Below are 23285 nucleotides of genomic sequence, written 5' to 3' on the forward strand. Positions count from 1 at the left end.
ATTTATTAATACATTTTTATTATAGTAAGAGTTGAGTGAGGTGAAGACATGGAATTATCTATTAAAAATCTAAAAAAATCATTCGACCAAAACGAAGTTATTAAAAACATTAATCTTAACGTCGAAAAAGGACAATTCATATCGCTACTCGGTGCTTCTGGTAGTGGTAAAACGACACTACTTAGACTTATTGCTGGCCTTGAGAAACCAGATAATGGAGAAATCCTTCATAATGATCAAACGTTTTATCACAGTGCTGACCGCATTTTCGTGAAGCCGTCTAATCGTCAAATAGGTATGGTCTTTCAAGACTTTGCGTTATGGCCACATATGACCGTGTTTGAAAACGTCGCTTACCCTTTAAAGGTCAAAAAAGATACGAAAAATTTAAAACAGCGCGTTCGTGAGGTTCTTAAAGAAGTACATTTAGAAGGTTTTGAAAAACGCGCGGTACACGCTTTATCAGGTGGACAACAACAACGTGTCTCACTAGCAAGAGCAATCGTTTCTAAAGCAGACCTTATTCTAATGGATGAACCACTTTCTGCACTTGATGCTGGGTTACGTGAAGACATGCGCTTATTGATTCAACGCTTAATTAAGACATATGGTATGACGACGATATTCGTTACACATGATCAATACGAGGCTATGACCATGTCAGACAAAATCGCCGTTATGAAAGATGGCGAAATCGTTCAATTCGATACTCCAGAAAGATTGTACCAGCACCCTAAAAATAAAGCCGTCGCTACGTTCATCGGTAAAGGTACATATTTAACAGGTTATGTTAAGCATGGTGAATTTAGAACGCATGAAGGTATCACGTTACCAGTTAGTCAACCCGATGGTAAATACGGTTTATTCATTAGACCAGAACACGTGCACGTAGTAAATGACGGTATTAAAGCTCAAGTTGAAACGGTAAGTTTCACTGGAGAACGCTATCAGTACACCGCTTCAATAAAAGATAAAGAAATTAAATTTTATAACACACGTTACTTTGAACCCGGTACATCTGTTCATTTAGACATTCATTATAATGAAACAAAATTATTAAAAGTGGAGGCTTAAAATATGAAACAATTATCTAAATATGTTGTTCTTTTGATTGCTACAGTTATGCTTTTAGCTGCATGTCAAAATAAACCAGAAGGTGACAAAGGTAGTGACGCTAAAAGTAGCGGTGACAGTAAAGACAAACTTGTCGTATATACTTCAGGCCCTGGGAAAATGGCTAAAGATTTAGTTAAAGCTTATGAAAAGAAAAGCGGTAAGAAAGTTGAAGTCTTCCAAGGTACGACTGGTGAAGTATTAGGACGTCTTGAAGCTGAAAAAGACAATCCTAAAGCAGACGTTGTACAACTTGCTTCATTACCAGCAGCACTTGACTATAAGAAACAAGACTTAATTGAACCATACAAAGTTAAAAACCATGACAAGCTTTACGAAGATTGGGTTGATAAAGACGGTTACTACTACGGTTTCAGTGGTAGTGCACTCGGTATCTCTTACAACACAGACAAAGTTAAAAACCCACCTCAAGATATTGAAGACTTAACTAAAAAAGAATTCAAAGATCAAATCGCAGTTCCAGACCCATCAGAATCAGGTACAGCACTAGATTTATTATCAATTAAAGTTAATAACGAAGGCGACAAAGCTTGGGACGATTACCAATCACTTAAAGACAACGGCATGAAAGTTGCAGGCGCTAACAAACCTTCACTTGAAACAGTCATCAAGGGTGAGAATAAAGCAATCTATGGTGGCGTAGACTACATGGTATACAAAGCTAAAGATAAAGGTGAACCAGTAGACATCAAGTTCCCTAAATCAGGTACGTCAATTTCACCACGTCCAGCCTTCATCTTAAAATCAGCTGAACACAAAGAAAATGCGAAATCTTATATGGACTTTATTACAGGTAAAGAAGGTCAACAAATCGTCGATAAACACTATTTAATTCCTGCAGATAAATCTCAAAAGAAAAATAAAGCAACTAAAAAACGTGAGGATATTAAAGAACTTGAGTACGATTGGGAATCATTATCTAAAGACAAAGAAGATGTACTAAAAAAATTCATGGATCAAATGAGATAATATGCAACATCAAGTTAAGAGACTAAACCAAGTCCTTGCTTTGATTGTATTATTCATACTTGTGGTATTACCCCTATGCTTAATTTTGTATAGGGGTTTTGCACCAAGTGAGACATCATCTTTCTTAGAGAATGTGCAACAAATTATACAATCAAGCAACTTAAAAATTCTTTGGAACTCTGTATTACTCGGACTTTCAGTGGTAATTTTGACAACACTAATCGCATTACCACTTAGTTATATCATGGTTAAAACATCTTTAAGTCGCCATCAATGGTTAGATGTACTCATTATGGTTCCTTTTATGACACCGCCATACATTGGCGCAATGGGCTGGATGTTAACAATGCAACATAACGGATTGCTTCATCAAATCAGTCCGATATTTTCACATTTAACACCGATATTCTTTTCATTCTTTGGAATGGTCGTTATCATGAGCTGTCACTTAACACCATTCTTATATGTCGTACTTAAGAAATCTTTATTAAACATACATCAATCTCAAGAAGAAGCAGCACTTATATACGGTGGTTCTTTCATGTACCGCTTCAAACGTATTATCGCACCACTCTTTGTATCAGGTTATAGCATGGGTGCCTTACTTGTTTTTGTAAAAGCCATTGGAGAGTTCGGTACGCCTGTAACTATGGGTAACCGCATTGGCTTTAAAGTTTTAACATCTGAAATTCACCATAGTGCATCGATTTGGCCTATCGACTTCCAAAGAGCTGCACTCTTATCTTCATTACTGCTGACGGTAAGTATGGGTGTCTGGGCCTTCCAACAGTGGTTCCAAACACGAACTAACTTTATCTCAAATAGCGGTAAAGGACAGAAGACACGCATCCTTCCGAAAGGCAAATGGGATATATTACTTTATCTCTTTGTATTTATTGAACTATTCGTAACAATCGTTTTACCTTATGCAAGTATTGTTATCAATGCTTTCGTAAAACGTTTATCTAAAGGTTTAACTCCTGACAACATTACGTTAGATAACTTTGTACAAGTACTAAGTGGTAACGGTGGTATCGCCCTATTTAACAGTGTATTACTTGCGGTTATTGCAGCAACGCTCGCAAGTATCTTAGGGTTATGGTACGTTTTATCGTCACAAAAGAGAAACCCTTTAAGTAAGCTAATAGACTTTTCAAGTTTACTTCCTAACACGGTTCCAGGGATCATTGTCGTAATTGGTTTAATCCTATTTTGGAACAGTAAGTTCAATCCAATACCACTTTATAACACTATCTTCATGTTAGTAGTGACGTATACCGTATTGTATATTCCGTACGCTGTACAAAATATCAAAAACGTGAAGCAAAACATCAGTCCTAACTTATTCGAAGCAGCTGAAATGAGTGGTAGTACAGGGTGGCAGAAGTTTAAGTCCATTACACTACCACTCCTTAGACCAGGTATCATTTCTGGGTGGATATTAATTTTCTGTATTTCAATGCGTGAACTTGTAGGTTCGCTAATGTTAAGACCACCTAATACTGATACGTCAGCTACGTTTATTTATCGCCAGTTTGAACAAGGTGATTCATCACAAGGTATGGCTATGGCGTTGTTATCAATAGGTATTACATCTATTATTTTAATCGCTATGGAACAATGGGAACGAAAACGTAAATTATAATCTTATATAGCTTTTCTCCCAAACTTTTCAAAAAGAAAGGGGGACGACCATGACACAACATCGGCTACTCGCAATCTCAGACATACACGGACATAAACAAGCACTTCAAAAATTGCTTCATGAAGCACAGTATAGCTCGCAAACAGACCAACTCGTCTTACTAGGCGACTACGTAAATAAAGGCCCCGATTCAACCGGCACTTTAGAATATGTTGAAGCTCTAGTTAGAAATGGTGCCAAGGCACTCATCGGTAATCATGAATTAAAATGGATTCATGAATGCACGAATCTCGACCATAAATGGGTGAATATAATCGGTCGCTTGGACTGCGTGATAGAACACGAACGCTATATTTTCGTACATGCAGGCATCGACACGCGTTATGCTTTAAATAACCAACCAGTGATACGTGCTACAGGGTATGAACCAAGCGATTATATCCAAACTCAATTTCCTGGGAAATGTGTCGTTCACGGGCACGTTCCAACATTCCGTGAAGGTTGTCATTTAGATGAAATTGTGATGTCTGAGGAAACGATTAATATTGACACTGGTGCTGGGCATGGTTATTACTTAACACTTCTTGATATTACCAATGAAAAGACCTATTCAATAAACGTTAATGAACTCGATTCGGTTAAAGTAAAGCAATTATAGTGTTTCAAAAAAGGACGTTGGCTCTTTAAGGTCACGTCCTTTTCTTTATCTAACGTTTATAGTTTTGTCGGTACTTATTCACCCTTCTCGATATCACGTCGTACCATTTCTTCATCTATCTTTTCATTTAAAAAGGTTTTATTGTCGATTGGGAAATGTTGTTCAAAGGTTTCGAAATTTTGTAACTCTATAGATGCATTCTCTATTTCAAAGTCTAATATATGTCCGCCATACATATTTTGATCATCCACAAAATGAATATGGAATCCCTTAGCGCCTATACCATGGAATAGATCTGGTGTGAAAAAGCCTACGATTGTACCTTTAATATCCATCAATGTTACTTCAGGCTGACTTTCTACAGAGTCCATAAGTTTCGTATAAGGTGGATCCTGCTTTGGCATCATCCGAACATGCATAGACTTAAAAGTACCTGTAGCCTTAACAGCCGAGAATAAATTCTCACTTAGCATCTCGCTCTTAACCTTATCTTTAAATGTATTTGAATCCATATGCTTTACGTTAAATTGGTGATCAGATTTAAAATGAGCAATTGTTGCATATGGTGTGCGTTCTTCACCAGAAAGTTGAACAAAGTCTCCATGCTCGTTCGCATGAAAGGCTTCACCCTCTAGGAAGATGACTTCACCATCAGACCCCGTTAAGGTCGCGATGCCAAAGTCCCCTTTAGTTAGTAATTCATCAACAGTGGCTGTCCCTTCAAGTAGCCCAGCCATTAAGGCACCAAGTGTGCCATGTTGATATAACTTATGCATGCCTATCCCTCCGTTATTTCTCTTTTCTAAGAATGTTTTCCATCTTTTTACCTCTACCAACTTCATCCACAAGTTTGTCGAGATAACGGATTTCTTGCATAAGGGGTTCTTCAATGTCTTCTACACGAACGCCACAGATTTTACCAGTTATAAGTTTACGATTTGGATTAAGCTCTGGTGCTTGGTCAAAAAATTCTTTTAGTGAAACCTTATCTTCCAATTGTTGCTCAAGCGCTTCTTGACTATAGCCAGTTAACCATTTAGTTACTAAATCTACATCATCTTTAGAACGCTCTTTTTTCTCAGCTTTAGTAATATAATGCGGATAAATTGAAGCTAAACTCATATCATAAATTTTATGATGTGCCATTTATAGATTCTCCTAACACGTTTAGTATAAGTTTGATGCAATTCATTTCTTATATTAACATAACACTTCTCATGTGTACCGCAGTATGTATAGTCCATATAAATATATTATAAGAAGAGACATACCCATTTTCTTTATTTAAAATACAGAATATGTCTCAACTTCAAAATTTACACTTTAAAATATCTCAGTGTTTGCGCTGCTTCACGTGGAATTATACGTTTTGATATAATTCCTAAACCTTCAACATTAGATTCAGAGATTAAGATAGAATCATCACTAAATACATGCTCCACAAAGGCCACATGCCCGTATTCTGCACTGGCACCTAATTGATTGCTATCAAATACCACCGCAGCGTGTAGAAGTGGCTCATGGTATATCGTGTAATCTTGATGTCTAGCTTGATCAATCCAATCTTTAGCATCACCCATTAAATAGTCTACACCTTCTCCGAATTGCTTCATGCGGTGATAAACGTACCACGTACATTGACCATAAGGATAATCAAAGGCAACTTCAGAAGTCTTAAACGGCACTATATCATTCGGGTCGTATGAGATATTAACTTCGTCGTAAAAAGGTAAAATCTTAAGATGAGCTACATGTCGTGTTGCCTCTGTTACCATACCTTCAAGTAACTGAACATCTGAATAATCGGAAGCTTTCGCATTGTCGTAACTTAAACTGTTGATAATTAAACTGATTAAAGCTGAACTTAGAATGAGTTTTACTTTCAAGTATCAAACTCCTTTCTATTTGATCTTAAACTTCAATTAGTACACATTTACATACAACCACCACGCGCTTCTCTGTATCCCGATTTGGATCCTCGCAAGTCGATAATGTAATAAGTTTATCCTTTTCAGTAATCCCTACATTTGTATGGATAACTGATTTCTTGAGCGTATTATATAGGAAGTCACGATATGCTTCTTTACTCGTAAATCGGGTTTGGATATAGTTATCATTCGTACTTGTTTGAAAAGCACTTAAAACTTCTAGGCGGTATTTACCAAATTGTGTATCAAATTAAATATTTGGGTTAAGTTTGTAAAAATCTTGTTTAAGATATTGAGGTAAAATATCAAACATCGTACCATCACCGACATGATGTCCGTATATGATAGTGTTATAAGATAATTGTTTAACATTGTTGCGATAGTCAAAGAATAAACTGCCCTTGTGACTATCTTCCTTGTTAAAGTCACGTTTTAAATAATCTAGATTATCTTTAGACTGAAGTACTGGATAGTTGAGAGACGTACCTTCTACATGAAGCCAACCGTGAATGTCTTTATTAACAGCCTTTAAGGCTTCGAATTGAGGTCTTAGTTTATTGTTTTTATCTTTAAACGTATAGGTTTGTTGTAGCGTTTCGTATTGATGTTGGATACGTTGATTCTTAGAAGATGACATATAGAGTTGAAAACTTGCGTATATAATCACGACTATTGCACTGATCTGAATAAATCTAATAAGTATTTTCATGGAATTTACCCTTGGACATCATGAACGTTTAATTTTTTCCATTTCTTACTTGTAAGCGTTAATCCTAGAACAGAGAAAGCGATAACTAACGCAACAATCCATAAACTTTGATGTGTTTGAGGTTGAACGACTTGAGATTCAGGTTTGATTTCTGCCTTATTTAATCGTTTCGGCTTAGGGATATCGCTATCACGATTAAATAAAAGATTTGGTTGATAATGTTGTTGTATTGTAGATGTACGTGGTTTAGGAGTTGGTTGATTAAAAGGGGTTGGTACATCATCTACATAACGTGTATTAACATCGATAGGTTGTTGAACATTAGAATCATTTAAACTTGAGTCATTATCGACTTTCACATCGTCTAATAACTTTAAGACATCGAACTCACTCGTAAGAGTGTTTTCCTCTAATTCATATTCTTTTGCAGGATCGTTCAATTCTATATCAAACCTTTTTTCTAAATCGTCCAAAGTAACCATTGTAATGGAAAGTTTATCTAACACGTCTTCTGAATCAACTAAAATTTTATATAGGTTTAATGCTTCGAAGTGATTTACATCGTAAGCATGCGCAAACACAAGTTCCTTAACTTCATACGGAACACTAAGAACGACTTCTTTAAATACCTTGTCACCTAATTCAATCTCTTTAATTTCATGAACTTCTATTTCAACATCATCTTGCAGTACTTCTAAATGAGATGAATCTTCAGATGCATAGACGACTTCTGATAAACACAGATAGAGTACGAAAACGAGCACTATCCATTTTAGACTATGAAACATGATGCGTTTTTCTTTTTCGAGATATAAAGAACGTGATTACAATGCCTATAAGTGCTACAATAATAAACTTTTCGTAAGCAACAGGCTCACCTGCGAATGTTTTAGGATTTGGTTCTACCTTTTCAGGTGTTGAGGATGTCGTTGCTTTATCAGTCGAAGCAGCTACGTCCCCTTTCAAATTAAACTCAACTTTGTATTCGTGGTCATATTTAAAAGGACTTCCATTAACTTTCTCATCGACTTCAACTTTTACTACACCTTTAACTTTGCCAGATGTTTGACTGAGTAGGAATTCAGATACCCTAGTGTCTTTCGTCTTATCTTCTTTAATGACAGTTTCCTTCTGTCCATCGATTAAGATAGATTTAATCCAATGGCTATGATTGATATCAAACCTTATAAAAGATTTTCCATCACGTTCAATAACTTTGGCAGGCTTTTCGAAGTATTCGTTTGCGATTGCTACTTCCTCTGAGCCTTCTTTTAAGACTTCAAACTGTAGTTCTTTAGTGGTTTCTGCATGTGCATAGTCCGTAATAACGGTTAATAATAAAAATGGAATCAGTATAATCTTAAAAATACGTTTCAAATGCTTTCCTCCAAATTCTAAAAAGATGACTGAGTTCTAAAGATAACGTTATTGATTAAGCATTAATGTATAAGATTCTCCTTTCTCAACAAGTAGCAGCACATTTATTATAGCACCACGCAACATATTTTTATATTTACTACAATTAATTTTTATAAGTTTTTATTTTACATTTAACAAAACTTTCGAAAGTTACACTTTTTCAAAATTCGACACTTCCAATTTCTTAAAGGGCTTTTCAAATAAATAAAAAAGGCGAGACAACTTAAGTGCCTCACCTTGAAATCTTATTTAGCTCATACCGATGATTAAACCTACGATATAAGGAATTAACCAGAATAACCATACGATTAAACTGAATTTGTGGAAGTTATGTTTCGCTTTGTCTGTACCTTTAATTAGTACAACGATTGCCCAAATAAAGTGGAATGCCATTAAGATAATTGCGGCTAAACCTGTGATTTGGTGTAGTGACATACCTGCATCCGCTTCGCTGCCTGCGAGTGTTGACATTAAAGTTGTACCGATTGTATCAAATATTAAACCTAAACCGAATAGTACGAGATGTCCTGGTTTAATTTCGCCTTTCTTTCTCTCTGAAAAGACACCCCATGTATAAAATACAAGTGCTAAAGAAATAGTGATAATTGCAAAGATAAGTGTCGTACTCATAAGAATCCCCTTTCTCTTTTTTGTGAATTTTCTTAATTAATACGTTATTCCCTTTGACACCACTTATACTATTCCTTCAATATGAACTATATATGAACAAATAAAAATTTTTTTAGTTCACATTCAGTTCAAATTCTTCCTTTATATTTAACGTATCATAAATAGAAAACTTGAAAGAAGGGGTTAGATGAAAAAGAAGAGCTTTGATATCGTCGCACTATTTCTATTACTCGGCGTATTTATGTCAGCACTTGATAACGGTATCATCAGTGCTGCATTAACGACGATTAACAATTCTTTTGATATCGATGCACAAATGGGATCATGGGGCATCACGATTTACACGCTTGGTATGGCGGTTACGACGCCTATAGCAGGTAAACTCGCTGATATGTATGGAAGAAAGAAAGTATTTATCGCAGAAGTTGTCTTATTTGGACTCGGTTCGTTACTTGTAGCGCTAAGTCCTAACTATATATTCTTTATTGTTGCGAGACTTATTCAGTCTCTTGGTGGCGGTGGCTTATTCGTTATCGCTAGTTCTCACATCATCTCAACGTACTCAAAAGAAAAACAAGGCTCTATGTTAGGTGGTCTTGGCGCAATGAATGGTATTGCGTCTGTACTTGGACCAAATATTGGTAGTCTACTCATTAATGTTACTGGAACTTGGCATTGGTTGTTCCTCATTAATGTACCTTTCGCAATCTTAATCGTTTTCTTTGTGGCCTTTAAAATGAAGGAAACGCAAGATAAAGTTAAAACTAAGATTGATAAGTACGCAATCTTAATGTTCTCTATTTCTACGTTACTAGTGATGTTCGCGATTAACAATGTTCAAACTGGTAACATTGCAGGTAGTATCCTGAGTTTCGCAGTCATTGGATTATTTATCTTAGCCATCTTAGGTTATGGCATCATGATCTTTATCGAATATATGAATGAAAATAAAGACGTTGACTCATTCTTACCGTTTAAATTATTAAAGAACCCTACATTCTCTGTAACGTTAATCATGGGTATCTTATCAGGTATGTTAATTGGTGCAATCATCTTCATACCGTCATTCGTTGAAAATGTATTAAATGTTAAAGCAGACAACAGTGGTTTCTGGATGACACCACTTGCACTAGCTTCAGGTGTAGGAGCTTCTATGGGTGGTAAGATCGTTGATAAGAAAGGTCCTATTTTCGCACTGATTTCAGCAAGTATCATCAGTATTATTGGTTATGGCGGTTTAGCGTTATTCACATTCTCACCGTTACCATTCTTTATCTTTTCAATTATTGCCGGAATTGGTTTCGGATTCACGATTGGCGCACCAATGACCGTTCTTGCGACACGCTCAGCTCACTCTAACAAGAATAACAGTACTGTTATTGGTACATTATCAGTTTCAAGACAGATTGGTATTACGATATCACCTACAATCTTCTCAACATTTATCGCGATTGGTTTTAGTAAAATGGGTGAAAAGATTAAGGACAATATGATGGAAGCTGGCTTTACGATGAAAGACGTGCCCGCTTCAGTGATGCGTACAATGAGCGAGAAAGGTAGTTCACAAGGACATATTATCGATAAGATCAAAGATATTCCTAATCCTGATTTAAAAGACGCAATGTTAAATGGTATTGAAAGTGCTACACACTTAGCTTACATGCCAATTTTCTTAACAGCTGCCATTGCGTCACTCGGTATTCTAGCACTCGTTCTTATCTTTAAAAAGAACTTTGAAGAAGCGAAATAATTATTTAGAAAAAGACGAACCACGGGACATCATTCACAATTCCCTTAAACAGCATGCTTTCCTGGGGCGTGGCCTGAGCCTGTAGTCTCAGGACGCACGCTACTCCCCTAGGAGTCAGCTGTTTTAGGGAATTGTATGAAATAAAGCTTCAATGCTCTATTTCTCAAAATTTGTCTCAAGGTTCGTCTTTATTTTTATTATGTAGAATTTTCGATTGTTGTATGTCGCCCTGCGCCAGCACAAAATGTCATCATGACGATAGCGGTTATTAATAATAATATGAACGATGCTAGCCAACTATGTGTGAGATCATGGAGAAGGCCAAAACATAAAGGACCGATACAAGCTATCAAGTAACCTAACGCTTGGGCCATACCTGATAATCTGGCAGCCATGATACTGCTTTCTGTTCTTAAACCGAAAAATGTATTGACTAAACCAAACGAAATACCACTAGCTACTCCGATAAGTATAACGCCTATCATCACCAAATCAGTATGCAACATCGTTAATAAAACGCCTAACCCAAACATAACCAGCTATCACGATTACGACAACTTGTCGCTTCATCCTTTCGATAAGTATTGGTGTTAAAAAAGTTGTAGGAATCAGACACAATTGTAAAATCGTTAAATAAGTTCCCGAAGTACTTATTGCAACACCTTTCTCAGATAAATATTCAGGTAACCAATTTAAGAATGAATAAAAGATTAAAGATTGACTACCGATAAAAAATGTAATTTGCCAAGCTAGTGTCGAACGCCAAATATTAATCGGTTCTGTTGAAGACGCTTCTATCTTTAAAGGCTTATTCTTAAGTTGAGAGCTCCAAATAACTAAAGTAATGAGTGTTAATATAATGATTAAATTGATTGAGATACTGTAGTTAAATGCTTTTGTTAAAGGTTCCGTTATAAAGGATGATAAGGCACCGAAGAGATTCATGATAACGGTATATAAAGCCGTCATAAGTCCTATTCGGTGCGGGAAGTAGCCTTTAATGACTGCCGGAGTTAATACATTACTGTAAGCATTGCCGATTCCAATTAGTAATGTTCCAATGAATAAGCATGCAATATGTGTGATACCTCTAAATACTAAACCAATTACAAGTAAAATTAACGCAAAAAAAATTGTACGCTCTAGTCCTAGTCTATTACCTGTCTTAGCTGCAAATAGCGACGCTGTGGCAAATGCGAGTAATGGGACAATCGTGATTAAACTTGCTACTGAGTTAGAAATACCGAGTTGTGCTTTTATTGAAGGTAACGCAACGCCAATGGAAGTGATCGGTGCGCGTAAATTAGCACCAATGAGCAGAATACCGATGAACATTAAAATATACGTGTTCGAAAATCTTCGTTTGTATTCAAACATCTAGACCCACCTTAATAAGAGTTGAGAAATATAGCGCTCAAAATTTCCGTTATAACGTACATTATGAGTGTACAATTTGTCCGTTATATTGTAAAGTATGTACAATAATAGTGAACAGGAGGTTATTATGCATAATATTCAAAGAACCGTTTCTAAAAATATTTATGATTATCGACGGAATGAAAACCTGAGTTTGGAAAAATTATCTCAATTAACAGGCGTTAGTAAAACGATGTTAAACCAAATTGAAAAAGGTGAATCAAATCCCACAATAACGACACTATGGAAAATTGCGAACGGCCTGCATATTCCTTTAACAACCTTAATTACACCTAAGCATAATCAAATTTCAGTAATAGATAAATCCGATATCACACCAATTTATAACCACGATCAATCAACTACCGTGTTTCCTTACTTTTTATATGAGGAAGAAAAACAATTTGAAATGTTCAAGATGGAGATTCAACAGAACGGTGAAATGTTAGCAGAGGGGCATCATTCCGAGTCAGAGATTTATATCATCGTTACTGAAGGCGATGTTGAATTAGAAATTAACGACAAATCGTACCAATTAAGTAAAGATCAAGGTATCCGATTTAAGTCAGATTTTAAACATATTTATAGAAACATTGGTAAAGGTGTCGCTTCAATTATTTCTTCAATACAGTATAAATAAGACGAACCATGGGACATCATTCACAATTCCCTTAAACAGCATGCTTTCCTGTAAAGTCCAACTCAAACTTTAGTTTGTTAGTTGGACTTACAAAGTAGCATAGCTACTTTGTACCATTCCTAAGCCCCCGGCTTGCATAGCTTGGTAATTTGCTTGCGCAAATTTCTGTGGCGGGGCCCCGCCCCTATGAGTCAGCTGTTTAGGGAATTATATGAAATAAAGCTTCAATGCTCTATTTCTCAACCTTTATCCCAAGGTTCGTCTTTGTTTTATTTCTGATTAATAATTTGATAGTACTTGCGTGATGTTACGAAGTAGATTAAACCGTAAAGTGCTATAATCGCAAGCGTTACGAATAAATAACTTGTTAGGAATAAGCTAATTTCTCGAATGCCTAATACACTAATTAAGTTATAAATAATATTAAATCCAAATGCGAGATGAATTAGAGAAACAGCTATCGGCAACATAAACAACCATAAGATCTGTTTTTGAATAACACGTTTAATTTGTTTATCTGAAAGTCCTACTTTCTTCATAATTTGGTAATTATATTTATCATCCATGCCTTCAGAAATTTGCTTATAATACACGATCAAGAACATACCAATCAGTAATACTGCTGATACAACGATACCTAAGAAAATAAGTCCGCCGTTCGTTTCATATAACATCGTAGCAGTTTCAGAACGTTGATTGATGTGAATATTATATTTCTTTTCAAAGGATTTAATGTGTTTATCAAGGGCTTTATGGTCACCCTTAACATCAAAGGCTATATCCGTATATATAGGTGAGTCCTGCTTTTCGCCAGCTTTAAAATTATAACTCGTATAGAAGTCATTCATTTTGTATAACTCGGCTTCATCCTTCACAACGATGTACAAGCTATCGACAGCAATGTTAGAACCAACATAGTCGCCTTTTAAATGCTTAACGTGATAAGTCTGATCTTTAAGTCGAATGTTATCAAAGTTCTTGAAACGTTTCGCATTTGAACTGACCGCGACTTCTCCATCCTTAAGATGTAAATTCGTATCTTTTAATGCATTAAAACCTTCCTCAGTCACAACGTAGCTATACATATAATTCTTAGAAGACGTTTGTTCTTGATACTTAGGCAACATGGGTTTAAAGTCTCCATCTAAATGAACCATAGGCGCGTTGACACTGATTAAACGCTTAACGTCCACATCAGGCTCGTATTGATTAATGTCCTTTTCAAAGTTATCAATCTGCTTAGCGATTTGACGATCTTTCTTATAATTACCGTCAAACGTTGTTTCGTAGTCGTTAAACATCGCATGATCAATTTGTGTTTCAATACCTCGATATGTCGTTAAAGCCATACCGAGTGTCACGATAACGAAAGTACATAGCATTGTAATACTCGCTAATCCCACTGCATTACTACGCATTCTTGGCAACATACCTGAAATAAAGAAGAAGTGCTTCTGTTTGTAATAAAAACGCTTTCGTTTCTGTAAGAATTGTAGGACTAAAATCGTTAATGACATAAAGAGGAAATATGTTCCTACCATTACGGCTAATACGCCAAGAAACACCTTCGTTAAGGCGTCCATGCCACCTTCAGTAGTTACACCAATAACGTACCCGTAACCAAGCGCGATTGCTCCTATTACGAAATAGATGATAATCATAACCTTGCGAGATTTCTTTTCACCAGACCTTTTTGTGCTGAATAGCTGAGAGGGCTTTTGCATGGTGATTTGAATATGACTGATGACATATAGGAGTACCAAAGTCACGCCTAACATGATGAGTACAATGATCATCGCGTTCACGTCGAACGGATAATTCATGAGTTTGATTCCAGAATCTTGAACCAACGTATTTAGGAAAAGGAAAACAAGATTACCGAATAGATAGCCGCCTAAAATACTTAGGAATGCGATAATCGCAAATTGGAGTATCAGTTCCATAAATATGAGTAATCGAATGTGTTTCCTTTCCATACCGAGTGTCATATTGAGCGCAAATTCTTGCTTACGTTGTTTCATCACGAAGCGATGGGCGTACAACACGAATATTAGAACGAGTAGTGTCACGATAACGCTTGAAAATCTCATCAACATCGGTAAGTTCTCATGACGCTGTTGTAGGTAGTCATTGTTTATGAGCGAGATAATGATATATTCTAAGCCAAACATGACGGATGCTGAGATAATGAATGGAATCATCGTTTTACTAAGGGCTTTAAAGTTTTTGAATACGAGTTTGGATAATAATTTTAGAGGCACCTTAGACACCTCGCTCGTTTAACATGGCTAAACTATTAGAAATACGTTGTTGAAAGTCAAATTGCGCTTCCTCTCCGCGATAGATTTCATGAAATAATTCACCATCTTTGATAAATAAGACGCGATTCGCATAAGACGCATCTTTAATCGAATGTGTAACCATGAGCAGGGTTTGATTTGAAGCATTGATATCGCGAAAGACATTCATAATTTCTTCAGACGTGTTCGAATCGAGTGCACCGGTTGGTTCGTCCGCAAGTAAGAGACTAGGATTTGAGATTAGCGCACGCGCGATTGCGACACGTTGTTGCTGACCGCCTGATATTTCGTAAGGATATTTATCTACTAAATGTGAGATACCAAGCATCGATGTTACCTTCTCCAAACGAGGCATCATCTCTTTAGGTTGCTTGTTAGAAAGGACAAGAGGCATGAGGATATTGTCTTTATTGTCCATCGTGTGTAGTACGTTGAAATCTTGGAACACAAAGCCTAGTGATTCACGACGGAATTTCGCGACATCTTTATTTTTCAGTTTCGAAATATCATTACCGTCAAGGTAAATCATGCCTTCAGTTGGTTCATCAAAGGTCGCGATAATATTCAGCAAGGTAGACTTCCCTGACCCTGACTCACCCATTATTGCGACAAATTCGCCTTTCTCTATTGAAAAGTTCATTTGGTTTAGGGCCGTAATTTGATTATTCCCTTTACCATAAATCTTCTTTAAGTTTTGGATATCTAATAACATCTCATCACACCTTTCTTCTGATACGTACACTTTATCTCATATAAAAAGAGACAACATTTATAATTTCTTACAAATGTTATCTCGAATCTTACAATTATGTAAGGTTATGGTTCGTTTGATGAAAATGAATAGAAAACGTCGTACCTGCGCCGAGTTGCGACTGAACGTGTACTGGGTGATTGAGCTTATTTGAGATCGTCTTAACGATAAATAATCCGATACCACTTGATTGTTCCTTAAGGCGCCCATTGAAGCCTGAGTAACCTCTGTCGAAGATCTTAGGTAAGTCACTTTCACGAATACCGATGCCGTTATCTTCTATATAAAAGGTTTGTTGATGCGCATCGTAAGATAAATAAATGTCGCCGCCTTTCGCATACTTCAAAGCGTTATTGAGTATCTGCTCGATCATGATTTCAGCCCATTTGGCATCTGTTAAAACGTCGTGGTGAATCGGCTCATAGTGTAGTTTCGTCTTATGTTGTATAAACTGTATCGAGTATTTCTTGATGAGCGGTCGCACAATATCATCGAGTTGAACGGGCATAAATACCATGTTCGTATCATTATTTTGAAGCTTTAGGTAACTCAGTACTAAGTTCGTATAATTCTCTATTTGTAAAACTTCTTGGCGGACCTTTTCGGCGTCCATTGACGAATTCTGTTCTAACACAAGCTTAGAAGCTGTAATTGGTGTCTTAATTTGGTGAACCCACGTTAGAAAGAAACTTTCAATTTGGCTTTTGTATTGTGCGTGCTGATTGCGTTCGTTGATAACTTGTTCTTGTAACGCATCACGTTTTTGTTTCACATTTTGCGTTTCTTGAAATGTCGTAAACGCAATAAACTGAAACACGCCAAAGACAAATACGGTAATCGCTAAAGCGAGTAGAAACCCTTCCATCGGTAGCGACATTAATACAAAGATGACGAAAAACAATAACAGTATGCCTAACAACGTGATATATAAAGACTTCTGAGCTTTAATAAATTTCATCTTACCGCACTCCTAAACTTTATAGCCCATGTTTTTCTTCGTTTGAATCAAATCCTGAACGCCAATCGACTTTAACTTTTTACGAAGCCGCGTCATATTTACAGCGAGCGTATTGTCATCAATGAAATGTTCTGACTCCCAACACGTTTCAATCAATTTATTACGACTCACGTACTGCCCCTCATTTTTGAAAAGTTGGTGCACAATCTGAAGTTCGGTAAATGTAAGGTCAATCACTTGATCGTCGTAGTAAAGCTTGCCTTCTTCAACGACAAGTTTACAACCTTGTACGTCAAGGTGATGCGACGTTGCATTGAAGTCGTACGTACGTCTAAGTAAGGCTTGTATTTTACTAATGGTAACTGTCATGTCGAAGGGCTTTTCAATGTAGTCATCGCCACCCATCTCAATTGCCATAACTTTGTCCATGCTATCAGAACGTGAACTAATGAAGATAATCGGCACATTAGAGACTTTGCGAATTTCCTGGCACCAGTAATATCCGTTAAAGGAAGGTAAGTTAATATCAAGTAGGATAAGGTGAATGTCCGGTTTCACGTAGTCATCTACAATATGGTTAAAATTTGTAACGATTTCCGCTTCAAGTTGCCATTTATTCAAGGCTTGCTTTAGTGCTTGTGCAATCACGCGATCGTCCTCAACGATTAAAATCTTCATTAACATCACCCTCTCTCAGTTCTTACTAGTAGTATGACACACTTGGTTTTGTACGTATAGTTCGGGGCGAAATGTTAGTTTTACTAACATATTGCGTTACATTACTTTACCAAAATTTTATTTTACAAAATATTTCATATAAAATAACGATAATATATGAAATGGAGATGATGCGATGAATGCTTCGGATACACTTTTACTTATGTTTTGTACGTTATTAGTTTGGATTATGACACCTGGACTTGCCTTATTTTACGGCGGGCTCGTACAGTCTAAAAACGTGTTGACCACTGCCATGCATAGTATGTCAGCAATTATGGTCGTGACACTGACTTGGATTATTCTAGGATTCTCGCTTAGTTTCGGCGGTAGTCATACTTTAATCGGTGACTTATCATTCTTTATGTTGAACGATGTGAACTTCGACGTTCATAAGGACTTTTCAGAGACGGTGCCCTTCTCGTTAATTATGCTGTTTCAATTAACATTCTGCACCATCGCGGTCTCGATCTTAACGGGGTCTGTCGCAGAGCGCATGAAGTTTATACCGTTTCTCATCTTTATGGTACTTTGGGTTGTGTTTGTATACAGTCCCGTGGCGCACTGGGTTTGGGGTGGCGGTTGGATCCATCAGCTTGGCGCAATTGACTACGCGGGCGGAACGGTTGTACATATTTCATCCGGCGTTTCGGGTCTCGTTCTCGCTTTAATGCTCGGTTCGCGTAACAAGCAAAATATGAAACCGCCGCATAACTTAATGACAACATTGATTGGTGGTATCTTGATTTGGTTCGGATGGTTCGGTTTTAATGCTGGTTCGAGTTTAAGTCTCAACGAAATTTCGTTACTCTCATTGGTGAATACGTTTATCGCGTCAAACTGTGGCGTGCTCGGTTGGGTTATTTTGGAATACGTGACGAAGCAGAAAGTGACGTTGATTGGTACGCTTTCAGGTATGCTTGCGGGTCTCGTGACGATTACGCCTGCAGCTGGTTACGTGAGCTACACAAGTTCGATTATCTTAGGGATTGTCGGCGGTATGGCGTGTTATTACGTCATCACGCATCTCAAGATTTTATTGAACTACGATGACGCACTTGATGCATTCGGCCTGCATGGTGTCGGCGGCATTATCGGTGCGATTGGTACTGGTTTATTCCAACAACATAGCGTTAACGGCGATATCGTTGACGGTCTGTTGTTCGGCGGTGGCTTCTACCCTGTGTTCGTTCAAGTTGTTGCTGTAGTTGCGACCATCGCGTTTAGCGTCGTGATGACTTTCTTAATTGCGACACTAATCGGCCGCTTCACACAGCTTAGAACGTCTAAGCACGAAGAGTCGAAAGGCCTCGACCACGTGTTTCACGGGGAACATGCCTATAATTATGAAGTATAGATATTTCATGGGGCCGATTCAGGTGCCCCTCCTTGAAAAGCCCTTGGAGAAATTCGTTTTATTGCGAATTTCTTCAATTTTTTGGTGGGATGTATGCAATTTACATGTAATTCTTTAGGAAAATGGGGGCTGGCGCCTGGAACTAGGGTTGTGAGGGTATACGGTTTATCACGTTTGAAAGCTAATCAAGTCTCAGAGCCTTTCAAACTTGATGACGAAACCCTAATCAAGTCTCAGGGGGCTTCAAACTTGATGACGAAATCTTAATCAAGTCTCAGGGCCTTTCAAACTTGATGACGAAATCCTAATCAAGTCTCAGAGCCTTTCAAACTTGATGACGAAACCCTAATCAAGTCTCAGGGCCTTTCAAACTTGATGACAAAATCCTAATCAAGTTTCAAGCTAAGCCCCCATAACCTAAAAAAGAAGACACGCCCTCGCGTGTCTTCCTTATTTAAATCAACTAATCATGCATAACACCAAATAACTCAGCTTCACAAGTACGAATTACGTGCTTCAACACTTTAATTCGAGCTGTCTTCTTATGATTGGTCGCAATCACATGCCACGGCGCGTAAGATGTATGCGTTTTATGAATCATATCTAAACTTGCTTCTTGGTACTCGGCCCATTTATCTCGGTTGCGCCAATCTTCATCCGTTATTTTCCAATTCTTGTCAACGTTTTCAACACGGTCGTTAAAACGTTTCAATTGTTCATCTTTATCAATCGTTAAGAAGAACTTTAAGATAATCGCGTGCTCGTCCGTCCACATTTTTTCAAAGGCATTAATCTCATCATATGCACGTTGCCATTCATCCACAGTCGCAAAGCCCTCAACACGTTCGACCAACACACGACCATACCAACTGCGGTCAAACAACTCAATGTGCCCTGACTTAGGCATATCTTTCGCAAAGCGCCATAGATAATGACGGTTCAATTCGTCTTCAGTCGGCGCACCAATCGCGTTTACCTCATATCCCGTCGGATCAAGCTTTTGACGAAGGCGTTTAATATTACCGCCTTTACCAGCTGCATCCATACCTTCATACACGATGATAAGCGGAATCTTTCGCTCATACAACGCAAATTGGAGCTCAGTTAGACGTGATTGCAATGCATCAATTTGTTGATCATAAGCATCCTTTTTCACCTTATCCGTCATCATCTCGAATGCATCATCTGAAAAGCCCTCTGTGAAATGTCCGTTTCTTTCAGTGCATTTCCTTTCATGACGAGAAATCGCAGCCTCTAAACGTTGAATCATGTGTTCATACATTAGAAGCGTCGCATGTTCGCGGTTCGTATAATCGATTACCTCCCAATCTTGAGATTCATCAACAAACGCTTTCATATTCGCTTCGTAAATTTTAGATTCAATGACATCTTCGTATTCTTGCGCTTTCCACTTCGTTAACGGATTCTGACGCATTTCTCTAATATGCTCTAAGCGCTTCTCTTCGTCAATCTCTATATAAAACTTAATAATCTCATGATTGTCTGCAATTAACATACTTTCAAATTGGTGAATTTGCTCTCGTAACGTTTGATAATCTTTGTAGAAGTCTTCCTTAATACGGTTCTCTTTAAAATCGATATAATGCGCATACCAACTTCTGAAATACACATTAATATCACCTTTCTTAGGAAGACCGTTCCAATACTTTTGGAAAAATTGATACCTTAAATCCTCTTCAGATGGCGATTTCGTAGCGATGAAGGAACTATACTTACCGTCTAAAGTTAGTAACAGTTCATTACATAAACGCGTTTTACCTGAAGCTGGAATACCCTCAAATAAAATCATCACAGGTATACCAAGTTCATGCGTTTGACGCGTTAGCTTTGCGACTTTTAATACCAATGTTTCAATTTGTTTATTCAATCCACTCACCTCATTATTTATAATTATAATTAAATAGGCGTAGTGAAACAAATTATTTTTATGAACTTTAATTAAATTATTCTTCTAACTCATCGATAAATAAATAATTCAACATCTTATCAGGATTTTCTAAAAACGACTTCATCACAATATAATGATCTGTTTCTTTATAATCAACCTGCTCGATACCGTCGTCGTTCAGTTCATAAATTTCAGCATTAGGATATGACATTAAAATAGGTGAATGAGTTGAGATAATGAATTGACACCCTTTTTGAACGAGGTCATCAATCAAACGTAGCATGGTTAATTGACGCATAGGCGATAAAGCAGACTCAGGTTCATCTAAAATATATAAACCGTTCGAACCAAAGCGATGCGTCATTATCGATAAGAAGGCTTCGCCGTGCGAACGTTTGTGAAGCGACTTTCCACCGTAATTATTCCACTTTGAATCTGTATACCGATCTTCTATCATCGTCGCCACATTATACATGCCTTCAGCCCTTAGGAAGAAGGTATCCTCTGGCAAGAATAATTTCGACAACGTGATTTCTTCATGCAATCCGGCGTGTGTTTCACGTGTTGCGAAGTTAAAATTTCGGCCTCCACCTTCAGCATTCATACCATAATTCACCGCAATTGCCTCAATCAACGTAGACTTACCTGAACCATTTTCACCTACAAATATCGTAACGGGCTTTCTAAATCGAAACGTATCAAGTGCACGTATTGCTGGAATGTTATGCCAATATGCGTTTTCCTTTTCAAAATGTGTGCGCAAACCTTTAATAAACATGAAGTACGCTCCTCTATTACGTCTTAACTTTATTGTAGACCCCAGCGTATACATTCGCAATTTAGCGAAGACGTAGCTTCATTTGGTACACTAGAGCTAACTCAAATCTTTCAAGAAGGATGGTGCGCTTATGTATTGGACGATTTATACGTCCCCAATAGGACCATTAACGGTAACAGCTGACGATACACATTTAACAGGCATTTGGTATGAGCAACAATGCGACACGTCGCATCACACAAAGATTGATTTGAATGAGCATGATATTATTACACAAACGACCGCGTGGTTAGACGATTATTTCCGAGGCAATCACGTTACCTTTCCAGAGATTCCGATTAAGTTTCAGGGCTCTCATTTTCAAGAGGAAGTGTGGCACCATTTAAAAGCCATCCCCTATGGCGAAACGACTACATATGGCGCCATCGCGCAACGCGTTGCAGAGGCACGTGGCATTACCAAAATGTCCGCTCAAGCTATCGGTGGTGCAGTGGGCCGCAACCCGATTTCAATCTTAGTACCGTGTCATCGCGTAGTTGGTGCGCATCGCGAGCTTACAGGATATGGTGGTGGCATAGATAAAAAAGTCTACCTACTCGAACTTGAAGGTCATGATATAAACGATTTCAAGATGCCAAAATCTCACCCTGAGGAAAAATAAAAGTAGCTATTGAAAGCGTTAACACAATTTTAACGTTTTCTTTAGTTATTTTTAATTTATTGATTTACAACGGGACAATTTAGGATTACTATTTTAATAGAGGGTTTTTTGGCGTACATTTTGTCAACTTACTTATTTTTTTGAACGAAGTCATCAGATGACTAGATGAATTTTGTGGGTAATATATTATAATAGAATGTATGTATTTTATTTTGAAAGGTGGAAATCTTATGAGTACTCCTAAATCTAAAGACATTATTTTAATAGGGGCTGGTGTCTTAAGTACAACGTTTGGTACTTTACTTAAACATATTGAACCTAACTGGAACATCAAAGTATTCGAACGTCTTGATCAACCTGGTATTGAAAGTTCAAACGAGCGTAACAACGCAGGTACTGGACACGCTGCATTATGCGAATTAAACTACACAGTTAAACAACCCGATGGTTCTGTTGATGTGGAAAAGGCTAAAGTGATTAACGAGCAATTTGAAATTTCTAAACAATTCTGGTCATTCTTAGTAGACCAAAAAGAAATTAAAGATCCAAAATCATTTATTCACCCACTACCTCATATTAGTTTCGTTCAAGGTATCAACAATGTAGACTTCCTTAAGAAACGTTATGAAAAGCTTAAACAACACCATATGTTCAAGGACATTGAATATACGGAAGACCGTGAAGTAATGAAAAAATGGATTCCATTAATGATGAATTCACGTACATCACAAGTTAAAGTCGCAGCAAGTAAAATTGACGACGGTACAGACGTGAACTTCGGTGAGTTAACACGTCAAATGGCGAAAAACCTTGATGAATACGATAAAGCTGAAGTACGTTACTGCCATGAAGTTGTAGACTTCAAACAACTTGACGATGGTCGTTGGGAAGTTACAGTTCACGATTTAATCGATAAAACTACTCAATATCACGTAGCTGACTATATCTTTATCGGT

The 23285-nt window shown here is 37.3% G+C and carries 24 protein-coding genes; 9 read left to right on the forward strand and 15 right to left on the reverse strand.

Annotated features, from left to right (window positions below):
* Positions 1–48: 48 nt before the first annotated feature.
* The 4 genes from A33S_RS0107605 to A33S_RS0107620 are packed head-to-tail and all read left to right on the forward strand — an operon-like array spanning position 49 to position 4406.
* Positions 49–1074: an ABC transporter ATP-binding protein gene (locus A33S_RS0107605; protein WP_009382373.1), complete on the forward strand. Its 1026-nt coding sequence runs from the start codon at positions 49–51 to the stop codon at positions 1072–1074.
* A 3-nt stretch (positions 1075–1077) separates the two neighbouring features.
* Entirely contained in the window at positions 1078–2103 is a 1026-nt protein-coding gene (locus A33S_RS0107610) for an ABC transporter substrate-binding protein (protein ID WP_009382375.1), read from the forward strand.
* Between the two features lies 1 nt (position 2104).
* Positions 2105–3748: an ABC transporter permease gene (locus tag A33S_RS0107615; RefSeq protein ID WP_009382376.1), complete on the forward strand. Its 1644-nt coding sequence runs from the start codon at positions 2105–2107 to the stop codon at positions 3746–3748.
* A gap of 49 nt (positions 3749–3797) precedes the next feature.
* Positions 3798–4406, forward strand: a complete 609-nt coding sequence (locus A33S_RS0107620; protein ID WP_009382377.1) for a metallophosphoesterase — start codon at positions 3798–3800, stop codon at positions 4404–4406.
* Positions 4407–4480: 74 nt separating this feature from the next.
* Here A33S_RS0107620 and budA read toward each other — a convergent pair whose 3' ends face one another.
* The 7 genes from budA to A33S_RS0107655 all read right to left on the reverse strand — a co-directional run bounded on the left by budA (position 4481) and on the right by A33S_RS0107655 (position 9092).
* Positions 4481–5182 carry an acetolactate decarboxylase gene (gene budA / locus A33S_RS0107625; protein ID WP_009382378.1) on the reverse strand — a complete coding sequence of 234 codons (702 nt, stop codon included), beginning with the start codon at positions 5180–5182 and terminating at the stop codon, positions 4481–4483.
* Positions 5183–5195: 13 nt separating this feature from the next.
* Positions 5196–5552 (reverse strand): DUF2200 domain-containing protein, encoded by a 357-nt coding sequence (locus tag A33S_RS0107630; protein WP_009382379.1) that lies wholly within the window; start codon positions 5550–5552, stop codon positions 5196–5198.
* Positions 5553–5722: 170 nt separating this feature from the next.
* Entirely contained in the window at positions 5723–6292 is a 570-nt protein-coding gene (locus A33S_RS0107635; protein WP_009382380.1) for a CHAP domain-containing protein, read from the reverse strand.
* 292 nt (positions 6293–6584) lie between these two features.
* Entirely contained in the window at positions 6585–7043 is a 459-nt protein-coding gene (gene srtB / locus A33S_RS12520; protein ID WP_009382381.1) for a class B sortase, read from the reverse strand.
* Between the two features lie 5 nt (positions 7044–7048).
* The gene (locus tag A33S_RS0107645) at positions 7049–7831 is read right to left on the reverse strand and encodes a hypothetical protein (protein ID WP_009382382.1); all 783 of its coding nucleotides are present in this window, start codon (positions 7829–7831) and stop codon (positions 7049–7051) included.
* Positions 7821–8420: an NEAT domain-containing protein gene (locus A33S_RS0107650; protein ID WP_009382383.1), complete on the reverse strand. Its 600-nt coding sequence runs from the start codon at positions 8418–8420 to the stop codon at positions 7821–7823. Before A33S_RS0107650 ends, A33S_RS0107645 begins: the two co-directional genes overlap by 11 nt.
* A 291-nt stretch (positions 8421–8711) precedes the next feature.
* Positions 8712–9092 carry an HsmA family protein gene (locus A33S_RS0107655; protein WP_009382384.1) on the reverse strand — a complete coding sequence of 127 codons (381 nt, stop codon included), beginning with the start codon at positions 9090–9092 and terminating at the stop codon, positions 8712–8714.
* Positions 9093–9279: 187 nt separating this feature from the next.
* Here A33S_RS0107655 and A33S_RS0107660 point away from each other — a divergent pair, with 187 nt between their 5' ends.
* Positions 9280–10842: an MFS transporter gene (locus A33S_RS0107660; RefSeq protein WP_009382389.1), complete on the forward strand. Its 1563-nt coding sequence runs from the start codon at positions 9280–9282 to the stop codon at positions 10840–10842.
* Between the two features lie 197 nt (positions 10843–11039).
* On the opposite strand, the gene A33S_RS12635 is transcribed toward A33S_RS0107660, so the two are convergent.
* Together A33S_RS12635 and A33S_RS11740 are read right to left on the reverse strand one after the other, a co-directional pair.
* Positions 11040–11237: a hypothetical protein gene (locus tag A33S_RS12635; protein ID WP_338421025.1), complete on the reverse strand. Its 198-nt coding sequence runs from the start codon at positions 11235–11237 to the stop codon at positions 11040–11042.
* A 97-nt stretch (positions 11238–11334) separates the two neighbouring features.
* Positions 11335–12219 (reverse strand): MFS transporter, encoded by an 885-nt coding sequence (locus A33S_RS11740; protein WP_392450200.1) that lies wholly within the window; start codon positions 12217–12219, stop codon positions 11335–11337.
* A gap of 127 nt (positions 12220–12346) precedes the next feature.
* Here A33S_RS11740 and A33S_RS0107670 point away from each other — a divergent pair, with 127 nt between their 5' ends.
* Positions 12347–12898 carry a helix-turn-helix domain-containing protein gene (locus A33S_RS0107670; protein ID WP_009382390.1) on the forward strand — a complete coding sequence of 184 codons (552 nt, stop codon included), beginning with the start codon at positions 12347–12349 and terminating at the stop codon, positions 12896–12898.
* 269 nt (positions 12899–13167) lie between these two features.
* On the opposite strand, the gene A33S_RS0107675 is transcribed toward A33S_RS0107670, so the two are convergent.
* The 4 genes from A33S_RS0107675 to A33S_RS0107690 form a co-directional block, all read right to left on the reverse strand.
* Positions 13168–15159 carry an ABC transporter permease gene (locus tag A33S_RS0107675; protein ID WP_009382392.1) on the reverse strand — a complete coding sequence of 664 codons (1992 nt, stop codon included), beginning with the start codon at positions 15157–15159 and terminating at the stop codon, positions 13168–13170.
* A gap of 1 nt (position 15160) precedes the next feature.
* Complete coding sequence (locus A33S_RS0107680) at positions 15161–15910, reverse strand: ABC transporter ATP-binding protein (protein WP_009382394.1); 750 nt, start codon at positions 15908–15910, stop codon at positions 15161–15163.
* A 94-nt stretch (positions 15911–16004) separates the two neighbouring features.
* Positions 16005–16907, reverse strand: a complete 903-nt coding sequence (locus A33S_RS0107685) for a sensor histidine kinase (RefSeq protein WP_009382395.1) — start codon at positions 16905–16907, stop codon at positions 16005–16007.
* 12 nt (positions 16908–16919) lie between these two features.
* A complete protein-coding gene (locus tag A33S_RS0107690) occupies positions 16920–17585 on the reverse strand; it encodes a response regulator transcription factor (RefSeq protein ID WP_009382397.1) in 666 nt (221 codons plus the stop codon).
* Between the two features lie 175 nt (positions 17586–17760).
* Between A33S_RS0107690 and A33S_RS0107695 the strand changes: the two genes are divergently transcribed.
* Positions 17761–18981 (forward strand): ammonium transporter, encoded by a 1221-nt coding sequence (locus A33S_RS0107695; protein WP_009382399.1) that lies wholly within the window; start codon positions 17761–17763, stop codon positions 18979–18981.
* Between the two features lie 463 nt (positions 18982–19444).
* On the opposite strand, the gene A33S_RS0107705 is transcribed toward A33S_RS0107695, so the two are convergent.
* On the reverse strand, positions 19445–20869 hold the full coding sequence (locus tag A33S_RS0107705) for a polyphosphate kinase 2 family protein (protein WP_009382401.1): 1425 nt from the start codon (positions 20867–20869) through the stop codon (positions 19445–19447).
* 76 nt (positions 20870–20945) lie between these two features.
* Positions 20946–21668, reverse strand: a complete 723-nt coding sequence (locus A33S_RS0107710) for an AAA family ATPase (RefSeq protein WP_009382402.1) — start codon at positions 21666–21668, stop codon at positions 20946–20948.
* 130 nt (positions 21669–21798) lie between these two features.
* On the opposite strand from A33S_RS0107710, the gene A33S_RS0107715 reads away from it, so the two are divergent.
* Entirely contained in the window at positions 21799–22329 is a 531-nt protein-coding gene (locus A33S_RS0107715; RefSeq protein ID WP_009382403.1) for a methylated-DNA--[protein]-cysteine S-methyltransferase, read from the forward strand.
* 230 nt (positions 22330–22559) lie between these two features.
* Positions 22560–23285: malate:quinone oxidoreductase (locus tag A33S_RS11745; protein WP_037556727.1), on the forward strand; the 726-nt coding region annotated here is incomplete at its 3' end.

The organism is Staphylococcus massiliensis CCUG 55927, assembly GCF_000298075.1.
GTDB classification, from domain to species: Bacteria; Bacillota; Bacilli; order Staphylococcales; family Staphylococcaceae; genus Staphylococcus; species Staphylococcus massiliensis.

Excerpts from the sequence above, each read along its gene's own strand:
- A33S_RS0107605 (WP_009382373.1), top strand. The coding sequence starts at position 49 with ATGGAATTATCTATTAAAAATCTAAAAAAATCATTCGACCAAAACGAA.
- A33S_RS0107610 (WP_009382375.1), top strand. The coding sequence starts at position 1,078 with ATGAAACAATTATCTAAATATGTTGTTCTTTTGATTGCTACAGTTATG.
- A33S_RS0107615 (WP_009382376.1), top strand. The coding sequence starts at position 2,105 with ATGCAACATCAAGTTAAGAGACTAAACCAAGTCCTTGCTTTGATTGTA.
- A33S_RS0107620 (WP_009382377.1), top strand. The coding sequence starts at position 3,798 with ATGACACAACATCGGCTACTCGCAATCTCAGACATACACGGACATAAA.
- budA (WP_009382378.1), bottom strand. The coding sequence starts at position 5,182 with ATGCATAAGTTATATCAACATGGCACACTTGGTGCCTTAATGGCTGGG.
- A33S_RS0107630 (WP_009382379.1), bottom strand. The coding sequence starts at position 5,552 with ATGGCACATCATAAAATTTATGATATGAGTTTAGCTTCAATTTATCCG.
- srtB (WP_009382381.1), bottom strand. The coding sequence starts at position 7,043 with ATGAAAATACTTATTAGATTTATTCAGATCAGTGCAATAGTCGTGATT.
- A33S_RS0107645 (WP_009382382.1), bottom strand. The coding sequence starts at position 7,831 with ATGTTTCATAGTCTAAAATGGATAGTGCTCGTTTTCGTACTCTATCTG.
- A33S_RS0107655 (WP_009382384.1), bottom strand. The coding sequence starts at position 9,092 with ATGAGTACGACACTTATCTTTGCAATTATCACTATTTCTTTAGCACTT.
- A33S_RS0107660 (WP_009382389.1), top strand. The coding sequence starts at position 9,280 with ATGAAAAAGAAGAGCTTTGATATCGTCGCACTATTTCTATTACTCGGC.
- A33S_RS12635 (WP_338421025.1), bottom strand. The coding sequence starts at position 11,237 with ATGGCTGCCAGATTATCAGGTATGGCCCAAGCGTTAGGTTACTTGATA.
- A33S_RS11740 (WP_392450200.1), bottom strand. The coding sequence starts at position 12,219 with ATGTTTGAATACAAACGAAGATTTTCGAACACGTATATTTTAATGTTC.
- A33S_RS0107670 (WP_009382390.1), top strand. The coding sequence starts at position 12,347 with ATGCATAATATTCAAAGAACCGTTTCTAAAAATATTTATGATTATCGA.
- A33S_RS0107680 (WP_009382394.1), bottom strand. The coding sequence starts at position 15,910 with ATGTTATTAGATATCCAAAACTTAAAGAAGATTTATGGTAAAGGGAAT.
- A33S_RS0107685 (WP_009382395.1), bottom strand. The coding sequence starts at position 16,907 with ATGAAATTTATTAAAGCTCAGAAGTCTTTATATATCACGTTGTTAGGC.
- A33S_RS0107690 (WP_009382397.1), bottom strand. The coding sequence starts at position 17,585 with ATGAAGATTTTAATCGTTGAGGACGATCGCGTGATTGCACAAGCACTA.
- A33S_RS0107695 (WP_009382399.1), top strand. The coding sequence starts at position 17,761 with ATGAATGCTTCGGATACACTTTTACTTATGTTTTGTACGTTATTAGTT.
- A33S_RS0107710 (WP_009382402.1), bottom strand. The coding sequence starts at position 21,668 with ATGTTTATTAAAGGTTTGCGCACACATTTTGAAAAGGAAAACGCATAT.
- A33S_RS0107715 (WP_009382403.1), top strand. The coding sequence starts at position 21,799 with ATGTATTGGACGATTTATACGTCCCCAATAGGACCATTAACGGTAACA.